Origin of the sequence: Piscinibacter sp. HJYY11 (genome assembly GCF_016735515.1) — a bacterium.
GTDB lineage: Bacteria > Pseudomonadota > Gammaproteobacteria > Burkholderiales > Burkholderiaceae_C > Rhizobacter.
Map to the genome: position 1 here is coordinate 726,604 of NZ_JAERQZ010000001.1, position 15,565 is coordinate 742,168.

Annotated in this window: 11 protein-coding genes and 2 tRNA genes; 8 read left to right on the plus strand and 5 right to left on the minus strand. The window is 66.7% G+C overall.

Annotated features, from left to right (window positions below):
• Nucleotide 1: 1 nt before the first annotated feature.
• Nucleotides 2–1,171 carry a pyridoxal phosphate-dependent aminotransferase gene (locus JI745_RS03290; RefSeq protein ID WP_201803704.1) on the plus strand — a complete coding sequence of 390 codons (1,170 nt, stop codon included), beginning with the start codon at nt 2–4 and terminating at the stop codon, nt 1,169–1,171.
• Here JI745_RS03290 and JI745_RS03295 read toward each other — a convergent pair.
• Nucleotides 1,152–2,999 carry a FimV family protein gene (locus JI745_RS03295; protein ID WP_201803706.1) on the minus strand — a complete coding sequence of 616 codons (1,848 nt, stop codon included), beginning with the start codon at nt 2,997–2,999 and terminating at the stop codon, nt 1,152–1,154. The two genes, JI745_RS03290 and JI745_RS03295, sit on opposite strands and share 20 nt — an antisense overlap.
• Nucleotides 3,000–3,150: 151 nt before the next feature.
• On the opposite strand from JI745_RS03295, the gene JI745_RS03300 reads away from it, so the two are divergent.
• Genes JI745_RS03300 through JI745_RS03315 form a run of 4 tightly spaced genes read left to right on the plus strand, consistent with a single transcriptional unit; the run spans nt 3,151 to nt 7,033 of the window.
• On the plus strand, nt 3,151–3,930 hold the full coding sequence (locus JI745_RS03300) for an oxepin-CoA hydrolase, alternative type (RefSeq protein WP_201803707.1): 780 nt from the start codon (nt 3,151–3,153) through the stop codon (nt 3,928–3,930).
• Nucleotides 3,931–3,967: 37 nt separating this feature from the next.
• Nucleotides 3,968–4,672, plus strand: coding sequence for a Crp/Fnr family transcriptional regulator (locus JI745_RS03305; protein WP_201803709.1), 705 nt, complete (start codon nt 3,968–3,970; stop codon nt 4,670–4,672).
• 23 nt (nt 4,673–4,695) lie between these two features.
• Nucleotides 4,696–5,754, plus strand: coding sequence for a phosphotransferase (locus JI745_RS03310; protein WP_201803711.1), 1,059 nt, complete (start codon nt 4,696–4,698; stop codon nt 5,752–5,754).
• Nucleotides 5,755–5,788: 34 nt separating this feature from the next.
• On the plus strand, nt 5,789–7,033 hold the full coding sequence (locus tag JI745_RS03315) for an acyl-CoA dehydrogenase family protein (protein WP_201803714.1): 1,245 nt from the start codon (nt 5,789–5,791) through the stop codon (nt 7,031–7,033).
• Nucleotides 7,034–7,053: 20 nt separating this feature from the next.
• On the opposite strand, the gene JI745_RS03320 is transcribed toward JI745_RS03315, so the two are convergent.
• Entirely contained in the window at nt 7,054–7,797 is a 744-nt protein-coding gene (locus JI745_RS03320; RefSeq protein ID WP_201803716.1) for a hypothetical protein, read from the minus strand.
• Nucleotides 7,798–7,860: 63 nt separating this feature from the next.
• On the opposite strand from JI745_RS03320, the gene JI745_RS03325 reads away from it, so the two are divergent.
• Both JI745_RS03325 and JI745_RS03330 read left to right on the plus strand, forming a co-directional pair.
• Entirely contained in the window at nt 7,861–8,553 is a 693-nt protein-coding gene (locus JI745_RS03325) for a glutathione binding-like protein (protein ID WP_201803718.1), read from the plus strand.
• A gap of 158 nt (nt 8,554–8,711) precedes the next feature.
• Complete coding sequence (locus JI745_RS03330; RefSeq protein WP_201803720.1) at nt 8,712–10,034, plus strand: protein kinase domain-containing protein; 1,323 nt, start codon at nt 8,712–8,714, stop codon at nt 10,032–10,034.
• Nucleotides 10,035–10,062: 28 nt separating this feature from the next.
• Here the strand turns inward: JI745_RS03330 and JI745_RS03335 are convergent.
• From JI745_RS03335 to hrpA, 3 genes are all read right to left on the minus strand, one after another.
• Nucleotides 10,063–10,139, minus strand: a tRNA-Arg gene (locus JI745_RS03335).
• A gap of 23 nt (nt 10,140–10,162) precedes the next feature.
• Nucleotides 10,163–10,239, minus strand: a tRNA-Pro gene (locus JI745_RS03340).
• A 34-nt stretch (nt 10,240–10,273) separates the two neighbouring features.
• Nucleotides 10,274–14,128, minus strand: coding sequence for an ATP-dependent RNA helicase HrpA (gene hrpA / locus JI745_RS03345; protein ID WP_404932795.1), 3,855 nt, complete (start codon nt 14,126–14,128; stop codon nt 10,274–10,276).
• A 53-nt stretch (nt 14,129–14,181) separates the two neighbouring features.
• On the opposite strand from hrpA, the gene argA reads away from it, so the two are divergent.
• Nucleotides 14,182–15,537 carry an amino-acid N-acetyltransferase gene (gene argA, locus JI745_RS03350; RefSeq protein WP_201803723.1) on the plus strand — a complete coding sequence of 452 codons (1,356 nt, stop codon included), beginning with the start codon at nt 14,182–14,184 and terminating at the stop codon, nt 15,535–15,537.
• Nucleotides 15,538–15,565 lie beyond the last annotated feature (28 nt).

A 15,565-nucleotide genomic window follows, 5' to 3' on the forward strand; every position in this document is an offset into this window, starting at 1 on the left:
CATGAGCACGACCTTCGCCACGCCCCGGATCACCAGCCGCCTGCCGCAGGTCGGCACCACCATCTTCACCGTGATGTCTGCGCTGGCGCAGCAGCACAACGCCGTCAACCTCGGCCAGGGCTTCCCGGATTTCGACTGCGACCCCCGCCTGCTCGACGCCGTGAACGCCGCCATGCGCCGCGGCCTCAACCAGTACCCGCCGATGGCGGGCGTGCTGCCGCTGCGTGAAGCCATCGCCCAGAAGATCGCGCGGATCTACGGCCACGGCTACGACCCGGTCCACGAGATCACCATCACCGCGGGCGCCACGCAGGCCATCCTGACCGCCATCCTTGCCATCGTGCACCCAGGCGACGAAGTCATCGTGCTCGACCCGAGCTACGACAGCTACGAGCCCAACATCGAACTGGCCGGTGGCCGCGCCGTGCATGTGCCGCTCACGCCGCGCACCTTCCGCCCCGACTTCGACCGCATCTCCGCAGCCATCAGCCCGCGCACCCGTGCCATCCTCATCAACACGCCGCACAACCCGAGCGCCACTGTCTGGTCGGCTGACGACATGCGGCGCCTGGCCGAGCTGCTGCGCCCGACCGACGTCCTCGTGATCGCCGACGAGGTCTACGAGCACATGGTGTTCGATGGCGCGCAGCACGAGAGCGTGTCGCGCAGCCCCGAACTGGCGGCGCGCAGCTTTGTCGTGTCGAGCTTCGGCAAGACCTACCACGTGACGGGCTGGAAGGTCGGTTATGTGGCCGCCCCGGCAACGCTGATGGCGGAATTCCGCAAGGTCCACCAGTTCAACGTGTTCACCGTCAACACGCCGGTGCAGCACGGCCTGGCCGACTACATGGCGGACCCGGCACCCTACGAGCAACTGGCGGGCTTCTACCAGCGCAAGCGCGACCTCTTCCGCAGCGGCCTCGCCTCGACCCGGCTCAAGCTGCTGCCCACCACCGGCAGCTATTTCCAGAGCGTCGACTATTCGGAAGTGAGCGACCTGAACGAAGAAGCGTTTTGCCGCTGGCTCACGAGCGAAGTCGGCGTGGCGGCGATCCCGCTGTCGGCGTTCTACCCCGGCGGCTTCGAGCAGAAGCTGGCCCGATTCTGCTTCGCCAAGAAAGACGAGACGCTGAAGCTCGCGCTCGAGCGTCTCAACGCTTGCTTTTCTTGAACTCGAACTCTTCCAGCGTCAGCGACGGCTGTTCGGTGGAGACGTCGAGGTCGAGCGAGAAGCTTGCGAGTGGCTCGGCCTTCTCCGCCGACGCCGGCACGCTGGTCACCGTCGGCGCCGGCTCGCCACCGAGGGGCAGCAGGAGGTCGACTCCCTCCACGTCGACGGCACGCTCGGCCAGGTCACGCGCAGTGCTGTAGAGGAAAAGCAGCTCGCGATAGGCAGGCACGTCGAAGGTCGGCCCGGCATCACGGCGGAAGAGTGCCGTGTCGAGCAGCTCCATCGCCTGCGAAGGCCGGTTCCACACGTCCTGCAGGCGCTGCATCACCTCGGGGTAGCCCTCGAGGTTGAGGCCGTCTTCCGGGTCCACGTCCCACTCGGGCGCGTAGGCATTGAAGCGGCGGTTGAAGCGCTCGCGGATGCGGTCGTACGGCTCGCGCTCGCCACGGCGGCGGTAGATCTCGAGCAGCTTCAGATAGGGCAAGGGGCTCACCCCGCCGGTGCTGCGCACATGGCCCATCAACAGGTCGATGGCGGCTTCATCCTGGCCGAGCACCACGAAAAACTCGGCCTGCTGCTCGAGATCGATCAGCTCTTCGGCCGACATGGGACGGCGTGGCTCGACCACCGCATCGGGCTCGGCAGCGCGCAGCGTGGGCACCGGTGCAGCAGGCGGCGGCAGAGGCTCCGATGGCGGTGTGAGGGTCGGCAGCGGAGACGGTGCGGAGATCACACCGGGGATGCTGAGCGCCTTGGCCTCCTCCGTCATCTCACCCAGCGGCTCGGGCGCCACGCCAGCCCCTGCCGCGTGCTGGTCACCCCACCATGCCGCAGCCGCTCGATCGCGGCGCCGCAGCCACCACATGGCGACGAGCGCGCTGGTCAGCAGCACGCACACCACGACCAGCAGATAGACGAGCGGGTTTGCATAGCGGCTGGCTTCGGCGGCTCGCACGCGCGCCTGCATGTCGTCCAGCGCCTTCTGGGTGACCTGACTGTCGGCTCGCAGCTTCAGCAGCGACGCTTCCATCGCCTTCAGGCGCTCCAGTTCCTCTTGCCGTTGCGCGACCTCGGGGTCGACATGGCGCCGCGCCGCGCCAGAGGCCGGCTCCTGCGGTGCAGTGCCGAGCCGCGTCTCCATCTGCAGCTGCGGAACGACGAGCGCATCGGTTTCGACGGGGTCCAGTCGAAGCATCGGGCCGCGCGGCTTGGCGGGAGCAGCCGGCGCAGCACGTGTCTCGCGAGCAGTACGTGCCGGTGGTGCCACGGTGGGCGCCACAGCAGGGCCGGTCGACGACGAGCCGGCCGCGTCGCCGCGCCGCTTGCGCGCACGTGGCGGCGCGGCGGGTGAGGCGGCCGGGGCGGAGGCCTCTGCGGCCGGCGGCACGGCCGCGAGCACCGGGGACACCGCGGTCTCGGCTCGATCGGGTGCCCAGCCGTCCTGGCCCGAGGCGGTGGTGGTCGCGCCCGGTGGATCGGCGAGCAACGTGAAGTTGCGTGAAAGGCTCGAAGGGCAGCCCAGTTGCAGATGCACGGCGACCACGGGCTCGTCGACCGCCTGAGTGGTCGTCACGCGGATGCGTCGCTCTCCCGTCGTGGCCGTCTCCAGGCGCGTGCGCACCACGCTCTCGGGCAGCACACGGTCACCGAAGCTCACCTCGGCCTTGACACAACGGGTCTCGATGGATTCGCCAGCGTCGAGTCGCACGGCGATGGTGAAGTTGAGAGGCTGGCCCAACACGGCTGCCGAACCGACCCTGCCAAGGCCCAGCGCCGTCGCCGCATCCATGCCCAACGCAAGGGCCAGGAACAGTGCGAGCGAGGGCAAAAATCTCTGCATTCTTGGGGCAGCGGGGTAGCGAGTCACTCTAGCATGAAGGCCCCGCTTCACGAGGTGAACCATGGCTCGTGGAGCGGCATTCCATGCTGCATGACACAATCGCCGCGTGCGTCTTGCACGCACCCACCTCACCCGCCACATGCCCTCAGAACTGCACGCCGAACGCCGTGATGCGGCCCTGGTCCTGACCCTCAGCGGCCCGGCCACGCGCAACACGCTGTCGGAGCAGGTATTCGCTGCAGGGATCGAAGCCCTCGACGTCGCCGAGAACGACAGCAGCGTGCGCTGCATCGTGCTGCGCGGCGATGGTGACTTCTTCTGCGCAGGCGGTGACATCCAGCGCCTCAAGGCCAACCGCGATGCCGAGCGCTCGGTGCAGGACAACATGCTCCAGCGCTTCCACGATTTCGTCGAAGCCTTGCGCGTCTTTCCCAAGCCGGTGATCGCAGCCGTGGAAGGCGCCGCCGCCGGCGGTGGCTTCTCGCTCGCGCTGGCGTGCGACCTCATCGTCGCCGCCGACGACGCGAAGTTCATCCTCTCGTATGGCCGCATCGGCCTCTCGCCCGATGGCGGCGCGACCTGGCAACTGATGCAGCGCCTGCCGCGCAACCTGGTGCTGCAGATGCTGTGGCTCTTCGAGCCCGTGAGTGCCGCGCAGTTGCAGGCCCACGGCCTGGTGAACTGGGTCGTGCCCAAGGGGCAGGCGAGCACGCAGGCGTTCGCCATCGCCGAGAAGCTCGCAGCCTGCGCGCCCAACGCGATCGCCAGCGCCAAGGAGCTCGTGAACCAGTGGCCCGAGCGCAGCCTCGCGCAGCAGCTCGACCTCGAACGCGATCACTTCCTCGACAACTTCTTCCACCCGAACGGCGGTGAAGGCCTGCAGTCCTTCCTGGACAAGCGGCCACCGACGTTCGAGTAGGACCACAGCAACACACGCTGTCGCGACAGAGACAACCATGAACAGCCCCGTTCTTACAATCGAAGAGCAGTCCAACATCGAGTCCGGCGCGTGGTTCTCCAAACTCTCACAACCTCTGCGCGAAGCCATCTTGTCGAGAGCGCACGTGAGGCGCCTGGCCGATGGTGCGATGCTCGCGTCGCGCGGCGCGCAGGCCGAGAGCTGGTCGGGCGTGGCCAAGGGCGCGGTGCGCGTGAGTTCGGTGTCGCTCTCCGGCAAGGAGATCACGCTCACCTACGTGGAGCCGGGCGTGTGGTTCGGCGACATCTCGCTGTTCGACAACTTCCCGCGCACGCACGATTCGTATGCGCATGGCGAGACCACGCTGCTCGTCGTGCGCAAGGCCGACTTCCAGGAGCTGCTCGCCCACTTTCCCGAGCTGTACGAAGCGCTGCTGCGCCTCAACTGCCGTCGCCTGCGCCTGATGTTCGACATGATCGAAGACCTCAACACGCGGCCGCTGTCGGCGCGCCTGGCCAAGCAGATCCTGCTTCTGGCACGTGGCTACGGCGTGAAGCAGGGCGACGAGATCCGCATCGGCTTGCAGCTGGCGCAGGAAGACCTGGCGCAGCTGCTCGGCGCCTCGCGCCAGCGCGTGAACCAGGAGCTCAAGGGCTTCGAGCGGGCGGGTGCGGTGCGCATCGAGCCCACGCGCCTCGTCGTGCTGTCGCGCGAGAAGCTCATCTCACTTTCCGAACGTTGACGGCACCCTGGTGCCGGTGACCCATGAATCCCGACACCAGTTCACACACCATCGACACGCAGGCGCTCGAGCGCTACCTGCAGGCGCATCTCCCCGGCTATCGCGGGCCGCTCCAGCTCGAGAAGTTCAAGGGCGGGCAGTCCAACCCCACCTACAAGCTCGTCACGCCGGAGCGCTCGTATGTGATGCGCTCCAAGCCCGGGCCGGTGGCCAAGCTGCTGCCCTCGGCGCATGCGATCGAGCGCGAATACCGCGTGATGTCGGCCCTGCAGGGCAGCGCCGTTCCGGTGCCGCAGATGCACTTGCTGTGCGAAGACGAGTCGGTGATCGGCCGCGCCTTCTTCATCATGGAGTTCATGCAGGGCCGCGTGCTGTGGGACCAGTCGCTGCCCGGCATGGCGCCCGAAGAACGCGCCGCGCTCTACGACGAGATGAACCGCGTGATCGCGGCCATGCACCAGGTCGACGTGAAGGCCGTGGGCCTGGCCGACTACGGCAAGCCCGGCAGCTACTTCGAGCGCCAGATTGCGCGGTGGAGCAAGCAGTACGTTGCCTCCATCACCCAGCCCATCGAGGCGATGGACCGCCTCATGGCGTGGCTGCCGGCGAACATGCCGGCGAGTGCGCGCGATGAGTCGCAGGTGTCGATCGTGCACGGGGACTACCGCCTCGACAACCTGATGTTCCACCCGAGCGAGCCGCGCGCCATCGCCGTGCTCGACTGGGAGCTGTCGACACTCGGCCACCCGCTCGCCGACTTCAGCTACCACTGCATGTCGTGGCACATCCCGCAGGCCACTTTCCGCGGGATCGGTGGGCTCGATCTTGCGTCGCTGGGCATTCCGCTCGAGGCCGACTACCTGCGTCGCTACTGTGAGCGCACCGGCCGTCACGACGTGGCCACGGTGGAGGCCGATTGGAATTTCTACCTCGCCTACAACCTCTTCCGCGCTGCCGGCATCTCGCAAGGCATCGCCAAGCGCGTGGAGAACGGCACCGCCTCCAGCGCCGAGGCGCGCCAAGTGGCCGCAAGCGCCCGGCCCCTGGCCGAAATGGCGTGGCAGTTCGCCCAGCAGGCCTGAACCACTCAGCCCCGAATCACCCCAGGAGACAGACATGGACTTCGCCTACTCTCAACGCACCCAGGAGCTGCAAGCCAAGTTGCTGCGCTTCATGGACGACTACATCTACCCCGCCGAAACGCGCTACACCGCCGAGATCGAAGCCAACACCAAGGCCGGCAAGCGCTGGACGCCGCTACAGGTGATCGAAGAGCTGAAAGTCAAGGCCCGCGCGCAAGGCCTGTGGAATCTCTTCCTGCCGCCCAGCGCCGACGGCTCGGTGCGTGAAGCCGAATACGGCCCGGGCCTGAGCAACCAGGAATACGCGCCGCTGGCCGAGATCATGGGCCGCGTGATGTGGTCGAGCGAGGTCTTCAACTGCTCGGCGCCCGACACCGGCAACATGGAAACCATCATTCGCTACGGCACCGCCGAGCACAAGAAGCGCTGGGCCGAGCCGCTGCTCGACGGCAAGATCCGCAGCGCCTTTGCGATGACCGAGCCGGCGGTCGCCTCATCCGACGCGACCAACATCGAAGCGCGCATCGAGCGCCAGGGCGACGAGTACGTGATCAATGGCCACAAGTGGTGGATCTCGGGTGCCGGTGACCCACGCTGCGCCATCTACATCTTCATGGGCAAGACCGACCCGACCGCGCCTCGCCACAGCCAGCAGTCGATGATCCTCGTGCCGGCCGACACGAAGGGCATCACCGTGATCCGCCCCCTGCCCGTCTTTGGCTACGACGACGCGCCGCACGGGCACTGCGAGATCCTGTTCGAGAACGTGCGCGTGCCGGCCAGCAACATCCTGCTGGGCGAAGGCCGTGGCTTCGAGATCGCGCAAGGCCGCCTCGGCCCGGGCCGCATCCACCACTGCATGCGCCTGATCGGCCTGGCCGAGCGCGCACTAGAACTCATGTGCAAGCGCGCGAGTTCGCGCGTGGCCTTCGGCCGCACCGTCGCCGAACAAGGTGTGACGCGTGAGCGCATTGCCGAGGCCCGCTGCATGATCGAGCAGGCCCGCCTGCTCACGCTCAAGTCGGCGTGGATGATGGACGTGGCCGGCAACAAGACCGCCAAGGCCGAGATCGCGATGATCAAGGTGGTGGCGCCGTCGATGGCCTGCCAGGTGATCGACTGGGCGATGCAGGCGCACGGCGGCGGCGGCGTGTCAGACGACTTCCCGCTCGCCTACTTCTACGCCATGGCCCGCACGCTGCGCTTCGCGGACGGCCCCGACGAAGTGCACCGCAACGCCATCGCCAAGATGGAACTCGGCCGCCACGCCGCGGCCTGACGGCAAGGTGACGAAGGGGCTCAGCGCCCCTTCGGCGGGTCTTCAGGGCCGAGCTGCGTCTGCCAGGCCGTGGAGCCCGTGGTGTGCCAGTCGGGCGAGCCTTCGGCGCCCACACCCGCCACGCGCAAGGCTTGCAGCACGGCCACCTCGAACAGGCTGACCGCCTGCGTCATCCACTTCACACTGGGCTCGGGCAACTGCAGGCGCAGGTAGGCCCGGCCGCGCAGCAGCATCAGCACGAAAGGTGGTTCGGACTTGAGGAAGCCCTTCATCGACTCTTCGAGTTGCTGAGCCAGTGCGCCTTCCACCCACGACGCGGCCTCGGCCTGCGCGCTGCTGACGAGCCCGAAACTCGAACGCACCTCTTTCGCCGCCTTGTACGGCACCTTCGGGAACATGGCCAGCCAGCGCATCTCTTCTGGCGTGTTCATGTCGATCACGGTTTGCGTGCTCTCGGTGAAACGCTCGAAGGCCTGGCGTTCGAGGTTCTCGAGCAGCGACTGCGAGATCAGCAGCACCTGCAGATTGGGAGACAAGCCGAGCTCCATGCGCAGGCGCAGCTCATGGCCGTCGATGTACTGGCGTTGTGGCGGGCCCCATTCCAGGCGCCACGGCTTGCTTTCCATGCCGCCGCTGATCACGAAGCCCTCGCCTTCGGCTTCGCGCTTGTACTTGAGCTTGTTGTGCTTGGCCCACTCCACCACCTCGGGCCAGTCGGGGCCAGGGGCCGGCCTGGAAATCAGCTTCTTGAAGGCATCAAGCATGATGAGGTGGCATCCACTAGAGTGGGCACACGGCAGGTGCCGCGATGACTGGAGACTATAGCGATGATCGACGTGTATTCGTGGGCTACCCCCAACGGCCACAAGGTGCACATCATGCTCGAGGAATGTGGCCTGGCGTACCGCGCGCACCCGGTGAACATCGGTGCAGGCGACCAGTTCAAGCCCGAGTTCCTCTCGATCAGCCCGAACAACAAGATTCCCGCCATCGTCGACCCGGACGGACCTGATGGCGAGCCCATCTCGATGTTCGAGTCTGGCGCCATCCTGCTCTACCTGGCCGGCAAGACCGGGCGCTTCCTGCCCGGCACCGTACGCGGCCGCTATGAGGTGCTGGAGTGGCTGATGTTTCAGATGGGCGGGGTGGGCCCGATGCTCGGCCAGGCGCATCACTTCCGCATCTACGCACCGGAGAAGCTGCCCTATGCCATCGACCGCTACACCAACGAAGCCAAACGGCTCTACGGCGTGATGGACAAGCGGCTGGCCAAGAGCAAATACATCGCCGGCAACGAATACACCATCGCCGACATCGCCATCTTCCCGTGGCTGCGCTCCTGGAAGAACCAGGGCATCGACTGGGCCGACTACCCGCACCTCAAGGGCTGGTTCGACGAGATCGCGGCGCGGCCGGCCGTGCAGCGCGGCGTGGAGGTGCTGGCCAACCTGCGCAAGCCGCTGGTCGACTCGCAGGCCCGCGACGTGCTGTTCGGTGCCCAGCAGTACCAGCGACGCTGAGCGTCGCTTGCCCGGCAGCGATTGCGCCCCCCAGACCCGGGGTCGCCAAAACGGCTGGTTCGCGTACTGTCCGCGTCAAAATACACACTTTCGCCCGCATGGGCGAAGTTTTAGCGCGCCCGATGAACTTGTCCGAGCCACTCCAGCCCTCAGGCCCGATGCCCGCCATCGCCGGCCAGACGCTCCTGCCGGGCGAAAGGCTGGAAGACTTCGAGATCGTGCAGGTGCTCGGCCTCACGAGCTTCGGCGTGCTCTACCTCGGGCGGCACCTTCACGACGGCAGCACGGTCGCGATCAAGGAGTACATGCCGTCGAGCCTGGCCACCCGCGTGCGCGGTGGCAAGGTGGACGTCCTCGACCCGGCGAACGTGCAGGCTTTCCAGCGCGGCCTGCAGGCCTTCCTGACGGAGGCGCTGACGCTTTCGCAGTTCGAACATCCCAACCTCTTGCGGGTGGTCAATGTGTGGGAGGCCAACGGCACCGTCTACCGGTCGATGCCCTACCTGCCCGGCACCACCCTGCTCGCCTGGCGACATGGCATCGGCGAGCCCGCGTCGCAGGCCCAGCTGCAGGCCTTCTTCGATGGGCTGCTGAACGCGTTGACCACGCTCTACCAGGCGGGGCTCGCTCATGGGCAGGTCGAGCCCATCAACATCTACCTGGGCGACGACGGCCAACCGGTGCTGATGGACTTCGACGCCGTCCACCTGGCGGTGCAGAGCGATCTGCGCAAGCCCTACGTCGACGCCTACGCCGACCCGGAACGCATGCAGGCGATGGTCACCAGCGACCTGCACGCGGTGGCGGCAGTGCTGCACTTCGCGATCAGTGGTGAATGGACCGCCTTGCGACCGGGTCAGGCCTTGCGCTACCCGGCGATGGCTGATTTGCTGCTGCGCTTCAAGGACAGTGCCTCGGCGCTGGAGTACCAGCCGGATTTTCTTGCCGCGATTGACGCCGCATTGAGCCTCCCGCCCGCAGAGCGCCCCGGCACCGTCACGGAGTTCCGGGCCCTCTTTGCCGCCGACTCCGGCCCCGTGCCGCTGCAGCCGGACGGCACGCCGATGAAGAAGCGCGCGAAACGCCCCAGGCGCGAGCCGATCCCGACAGCGCCGCCGGCCTATCCGTTGAATTCAAGCGAAAGCGTGCTTGCGTTGCTGGCCAACTTCGACCGCGGCCCGGCGCCTGCCGCCGAAGACGTGGAGCCGTTCCAGGTGCCGGAGGTCCCGACGCTCACCGAAGAAGCGGAGCCGACGTTGCCGCCCCTGCGCATCGTCAACCCGTTCGATGACCTGGAGGGTCATGACTCGTTGCCGATGCTGTCGGTGGACGAACCGGTCGACTACGAACCCTTGCCCTATACGCCGATGCCCAGCATCCGCCGACGCAAACCATGGCGGCAGCGCCTCGTGGTGATTGCAGGCATGGCTGTGATGTTCATCGCCGCCATCGGCGCGCTGGGCTGGCAGCTGTTCGGGTGAGGCTGTCGGGTCGGCGTGACGGCCTGACTGGCCTGCCCGGAGGGACTCGAACCCCCGACCTGCTGCTTAGAAGGCAGCTGCTCTATCCAGTTGAGCTACGGGCAGTGAGGGGGTGACCCACAGAAGAATGGTCGGAGCGGCGGGATTCGAACTCGCGACCTACTGGTCCCAAACCAGTTGCGCTACCAGGCTGCGCTACGCTCCGATCGGCGCGCATTGTACCCAGCAGATGGGGCCCTTCAGGCGTTGATCTGCGCCCAAGTTTTCTCGAGGCGCTTCACGCTGACGGGTTGAGGCGTGCGCAGTTCCTGTGCGAAGAGGCTCACGCGCAGCTCTTCGAGCAGCCAGCGGAATTCGTCCAGACGCGCATCGCGCACGCCGCGGCGTTCAGCCTGCAGCCGCAGGTAGCGCTGCTCCAGAGGCCGCATCTCGGCCAGGCGCGCGCTGTCGCGTGAGGGGTCGGCACGCAGCTTGTCGAGCCGCATGACGATGCCTTTGAGGTAGCGCGGCAGGTGGGCCACTTGGGCCCATGGGGTTTCGAGCACGAAGCGCTTGGTCACGAGGCGCGTGAGTTGCGCGTGGATGTCGTCGGCCACGTCCTTCGACGGCCGGGCGTCTTTCAGCTTGCGGGCGGCGGCGGCGTACTCGGTCAGGATGGCCAGGGCGCTGCGTGCCACCTCGTTGGCGATCAAGGTAAGGCGGCCGCGGCCTTCGTCGATGCGCTTGCGAAAGGCCTGGGCATCGGTGGGCAACGGATCGCCAAGGAACGCCCGGTCGAGCGCCAGATCGATGATCTGCTGGCGCAGCTCGTCGGCCGTGCCGAGCGGCATGTAGGCCACGGCCATCTTCTGCAGGTCGGGGATGTTTTTCTCGAGGTACTTCAGCGCGTCCTTGATCTGCAGCGCGACCAGGCGCCGCAAGCCGGCGCGGTGCTTCGCTGCGGCGATGTCGGGCTCGTCGAACACCTCGATCAGCACGTGGTCGCCTCTGTCGATCAAGGCTGGAAAGCCGACAAGGCTCTGGCTGCCGCGCTTCACTTCCATCAGCTCGGGCAGCTCGCCGAAGGTCCAGTCGGTGTAGCGCGCATCCGTTGCCGAGGACGGCGGCGGCGCAATTTCCGCCTTCACCGGCGCATGCGGCCGTTTCACGTCTGCGGCGAGCACTTCCGGTTGTGCGGCTTTTGGCACGCTGGGTCGCAAGGCGGCGAGCGCCTGGAAGGCCGAGCGCGCCTGCCCGCCCAGCTCGGCCTTGAGGCTTGCGAGATTGCGACCCATTGCGAGTTGCCGACCGTGCTCGTCGACCACGCGGAAGTTCATGAACAGGTGCGGCGGCAGCTGCTCCAGCTTGAAGTCATTGCGCTGCACTGCGAGTTGGGTGCGCTCGCGCACCGCCTTCAGCAACGCGTCGACCAGGGAGCCTTGCGCGAACGGCGTGAGTTCGCAGAACTCGGCCGCGTAATCGGGCAAGGGCACCAGGCGCGACCTCGGTCGTTGGTGCAGACTTTTCACCAGGGCAAGCACCTTGTCTTTCAGCATGCCGGGCACCAGCCACTCGCAACGTTCGTCGCTCACCTGGTTGAGCGCAAAGATGGGCACGGTCACCGTCACGCCGTCCTTGGCATCACCCGGCTCGTGCAGGTAGCTTGCGCTGCAGTCCACGCCACCCAGCCGGATGGTCTTCGGGAAGGCCGAAGTGGTGATGCCCGCGGCCTCGTGGCGCATCAACTCCTCGCGGGTGAGCAGTAACAGCTTTGGCTGGCGCTTCACCTCGTCGCGGTACCAGCGCTCCAGCGTGGCACCGCTCACCACGTCGGCCGGCAGCTGCTGGTCGTAGAAGGCGTAGATCAGCTCGTCGTCGACCAGCACGTCCTGCCGGCGCGACTTGTGTTCCAGCTCTTCGACCTGCTGGATGAGCTTGCGGTTGGCGGCAAGGAACGGCAGCCGGGTTTCCCATTCGCCATTCACCAGCGCCTCGCGGATGAAGATCTCTCGTGCCGCAACCGGGTCGACATTCCCGAAGTTCACACGCCGGTTGCTGTAGACGACGATGCCGTAGAGCGTGGCGCGCTCCAGCGCCACCACCTCGCCGGCCTTCTTCTCCCAATGCGGCTCCAGCAACTGGGTCTTCAGCAGGTGCGCCCCGACGATGGGCAGCCACTGCGGCTCGATGTTGGCGATGCCGCGACCGAAGAGCCGCGTGGTCTCGACCAGTTCGGCCGCCACGATCCAGCGGCCCGGCTTTTTGCTGAGGTTCGCGCCCGGGTGCTTGTAGAAGCGGATGCCGCGCGCGCCGAGGTACCAGTCGTCTTCATCGCTCTTGAGGCCGATGTTGCCGAGCAGTCCGGCCAGCATCGCCATGTGCAGCTGCTCGTAGGTGGCGGGCGAGCCGTTGAGGCGCCAGCCATGTTCGGCCACCACGGTGTGCAGCTGGGAATGGATGTCGCGCCACTCGCGCACGCGGCGCGGCGAGATGAAGTTGTCGCGCAGCAGCTGCTCCTGCTTGCGGTTCGACAGCTTGTGTTCGCCTTGGCCGCCCTTGCTGTCTTCCAGCCATTTCCAGAGCTTGAGGGTGCCCACGAACTCGGACTTCTCGTCATCGAACTTCCTGTGCGCGTTGTCGGCGGCCTGCTGCTGCTCGATGGGACGGTCGCGCACGTCCTGCACGCTGAGGGCCGAGGCGATGACGAGCACTTCGGCCAACGCCTGGCGGTCGCGCGCCTCGAGGATCATGCGGCCGACGCGCGGGTCGAGCGGGAGCTTGGCGAGTTCGCGACCCGTGGCGGTGAGCTCGTTCTGGTCGTCGACGGCGCCGAGCTCGTTGAGCAGTTGGTAGCCGTCGGCCACCGCTCGCCGCGGCGGAGGCTCGAGGAACGGGAAATCCTCGACCAGGCCCAGGCCGAGCGACTTCATGCGCAGGATCACCCCTGCCAGGGACGAGCGCAGGATCTCGGGGTCGGTGAAGCGCGGGCGATCGTTGAAATCTTTTTCGTCGTAGAGGCGGATGCAGATGCCGTTGCTGACGCGGCCGCAGCGGCCGGCGCGCTGGTTGGCAGCCGCCTGGCTCACCGGCTCGATCTGCAACTGCTCGACCTTGTTGCGGTAGCTGTAGCGCTTGACGCGAGCGGTACCGGCGTCGATCACGTATTGGATGCCGGGCACGGTCAACGAGGTCTCGGCCACGTTGGTCGCGAGCACGATTCGACGGGCGCTGTGAGGCTCGAAGACACGGTCCTGCTCCTGCTGCGAGAGGCGAGCAAAGAGCGGCACCACTTCCACGCCGGGCGGATGGTGTCGCCGCAGGTGGTCCGCAGCCTCGCGGATCTCGCGCTCGCCCGGCAGGAACACGAGCACGTCACCGGCGCCTTCGCGCCAGAGCTCATCGACCGCGTCGCCGATGGAATCGTTGAGGCCGTACTCGCGGCTTTCCTCGAAGGGGCGGTAGCGCTGCTCCACCGGGAAGAGCCGCCCCGACACCATGATCACCGGCGCCGGCCCGTGGCGCGACGCGAAATGCTGCGCAAACCGGTCGGCATCGATGGTGGCCGAGGTGACGATGATCTTCAGGTCGGGCCGGCGCGGCAGGATCTGCCGCAGGTAGCCCAGCAGAAAGTCGATGTTGAGGCTCCGCTCGTGGGCCTCGTCGATGATCAGCGTGTCGTATGCCTTGAGCAGGGGGTCGGTCTGCGTCTCGGCCAACAGGATGCCGTCGGTCATGAGCTTGACGCTCGCGCCGGGCTGGAGGCGGTCCTGGAAGCGGACCTTGTAGCCGACGATTTCGCCCAGCGGCGTCTTCAGCTCGTCGGCGATGCGCTTAGCCACGCTGGACGCCGCGATCCGTCGCGGTTGGGTGTGGCCGATCAGCTTGCCGGTGTTGGCACGGCCCCGCCCCATCGCCAGCGCGATCTTCGGCAGCTGCGTGGTCTTGCCGGAGCCGGTCTCGCCGCAGACGATGACGACCTGGTGCTGCGACAGCGCGCGCTCGATCTCCTCGCGTTTGCCCGACACGGGCAGCGATTCGGGGAAGGTGATCGGTGGCAAGGGCGTCGCGGGAGCCTGAGCGGGCCGGCCGCGACGCGCGGAAGCGTCTGTCGTCAAGGGTCGTCGTGCAAAATCGCGGATTATTTCAGCCTCTCGCCAGCGGCGCGCGCATGGACCTCATCTTTCCGCACACCTTCGTCCCGTGGTTCCGCTCGGTCGCGCCGCACATCCACGCGCACCGCGGCAAGACCTTTGTGGTGGCGATCGCTGGCGAGCTGATCGCCGCCGGCAAGCTCACCGCGTTCGCACAAGACCTTGCCTTGATGCAGGCCATGGGCGTGAAGCTGGTGCTGGTGCACGGCTTTCGCCCGCAGGTAGAAGAGCAACTGAAGGCCAAGGGCCATGTGTCGAGCTTCAGCCACGGCATGCGCGTCACCGATCCGGTGGCGCTCGACTGCGCGCAGGAAGCCGCCGGGCAGCTTCGATATGAGATCGAGGCGGCGTTTTCACAAGGCCTGCCCAATACCCCCATGGCCGGTGCAGCCGTGCGGATGATCTCCGGCAACTTCATCACTGCGCGGCCGGTGGGCATCGTCGACGGCGTGGACTTCCAGCACACCGGCCTCGTGCGCAAGATCGACGCCATCGCCATCCGCCAGAACATCGACGCCGGCTCGCTGGTGCTGCTGTCGCCCTTCGGCTTCTCGCCGACCGGCGAGGCGTTCAACCTGAGCATGGAAGACGTGGCGACGAGTGCGGCGATCGAGCTCCAGGCCGACAAGCTGCTGTTTGTGACCGAGGTGCGCGGCATTCCGCAAGACCCGCACGCCGGCGACCCGCGCGACGAAGACGTGGAGATCGACCAGGAACTGGCACTGGCCGATGCGGAAAAGCTCCTGGCGCAGCTGCCCAACCCCACCCAGCCGACCGACACCGCCTTCTACCTGCAACATGCCGTCAAGGCGAGCAAGGAAGGCGTGGAGCGGGTGCACATCCTGCCGTTCAACGTGGATGGCGGCGTGCTGATGGAGGTCTTCACGCACGACGGCATCGGCACCATGATCGTCGACGAGAAGCTCGAGAGCCTGCGCGAAGCGACCGCCGACGACATCGGCGGCATCCTGCAGCTGATCGAGCCGTTTGAAAAAGACGGCACGCTCGTCAAGCGCGACCGTACCGAGATCGAACGTGACATCGACCACTACACCGTGATCGAGCACGACGGCGTGATCTTCGGGTGCGCGGCGCTCTACCCCTACCCGGAAGCCAAGACCGGCGAGATGGCAGCCCTCACCGTGAGCAACAGCGTGCAAGGCCAGGGCGATGGCGAGCGCATCCTGAAGCGCATCGAGCAACGCGCGAAGGCCATGGGCATGACGAGCATCTTCGTGCTGACGACGCGCACCATGCACTGGTTCATCAAACGCGGCTTCGCACAAGTCGACCCCGACTGGTTGCCTGAATCGCGCAAGCGCAAATACAACTGGGACCGCCGCTCTCAGGTGCTGGTGAAGAAACTGGCCTGATGGCCGCCAAGATTCTCAATACAAAAGG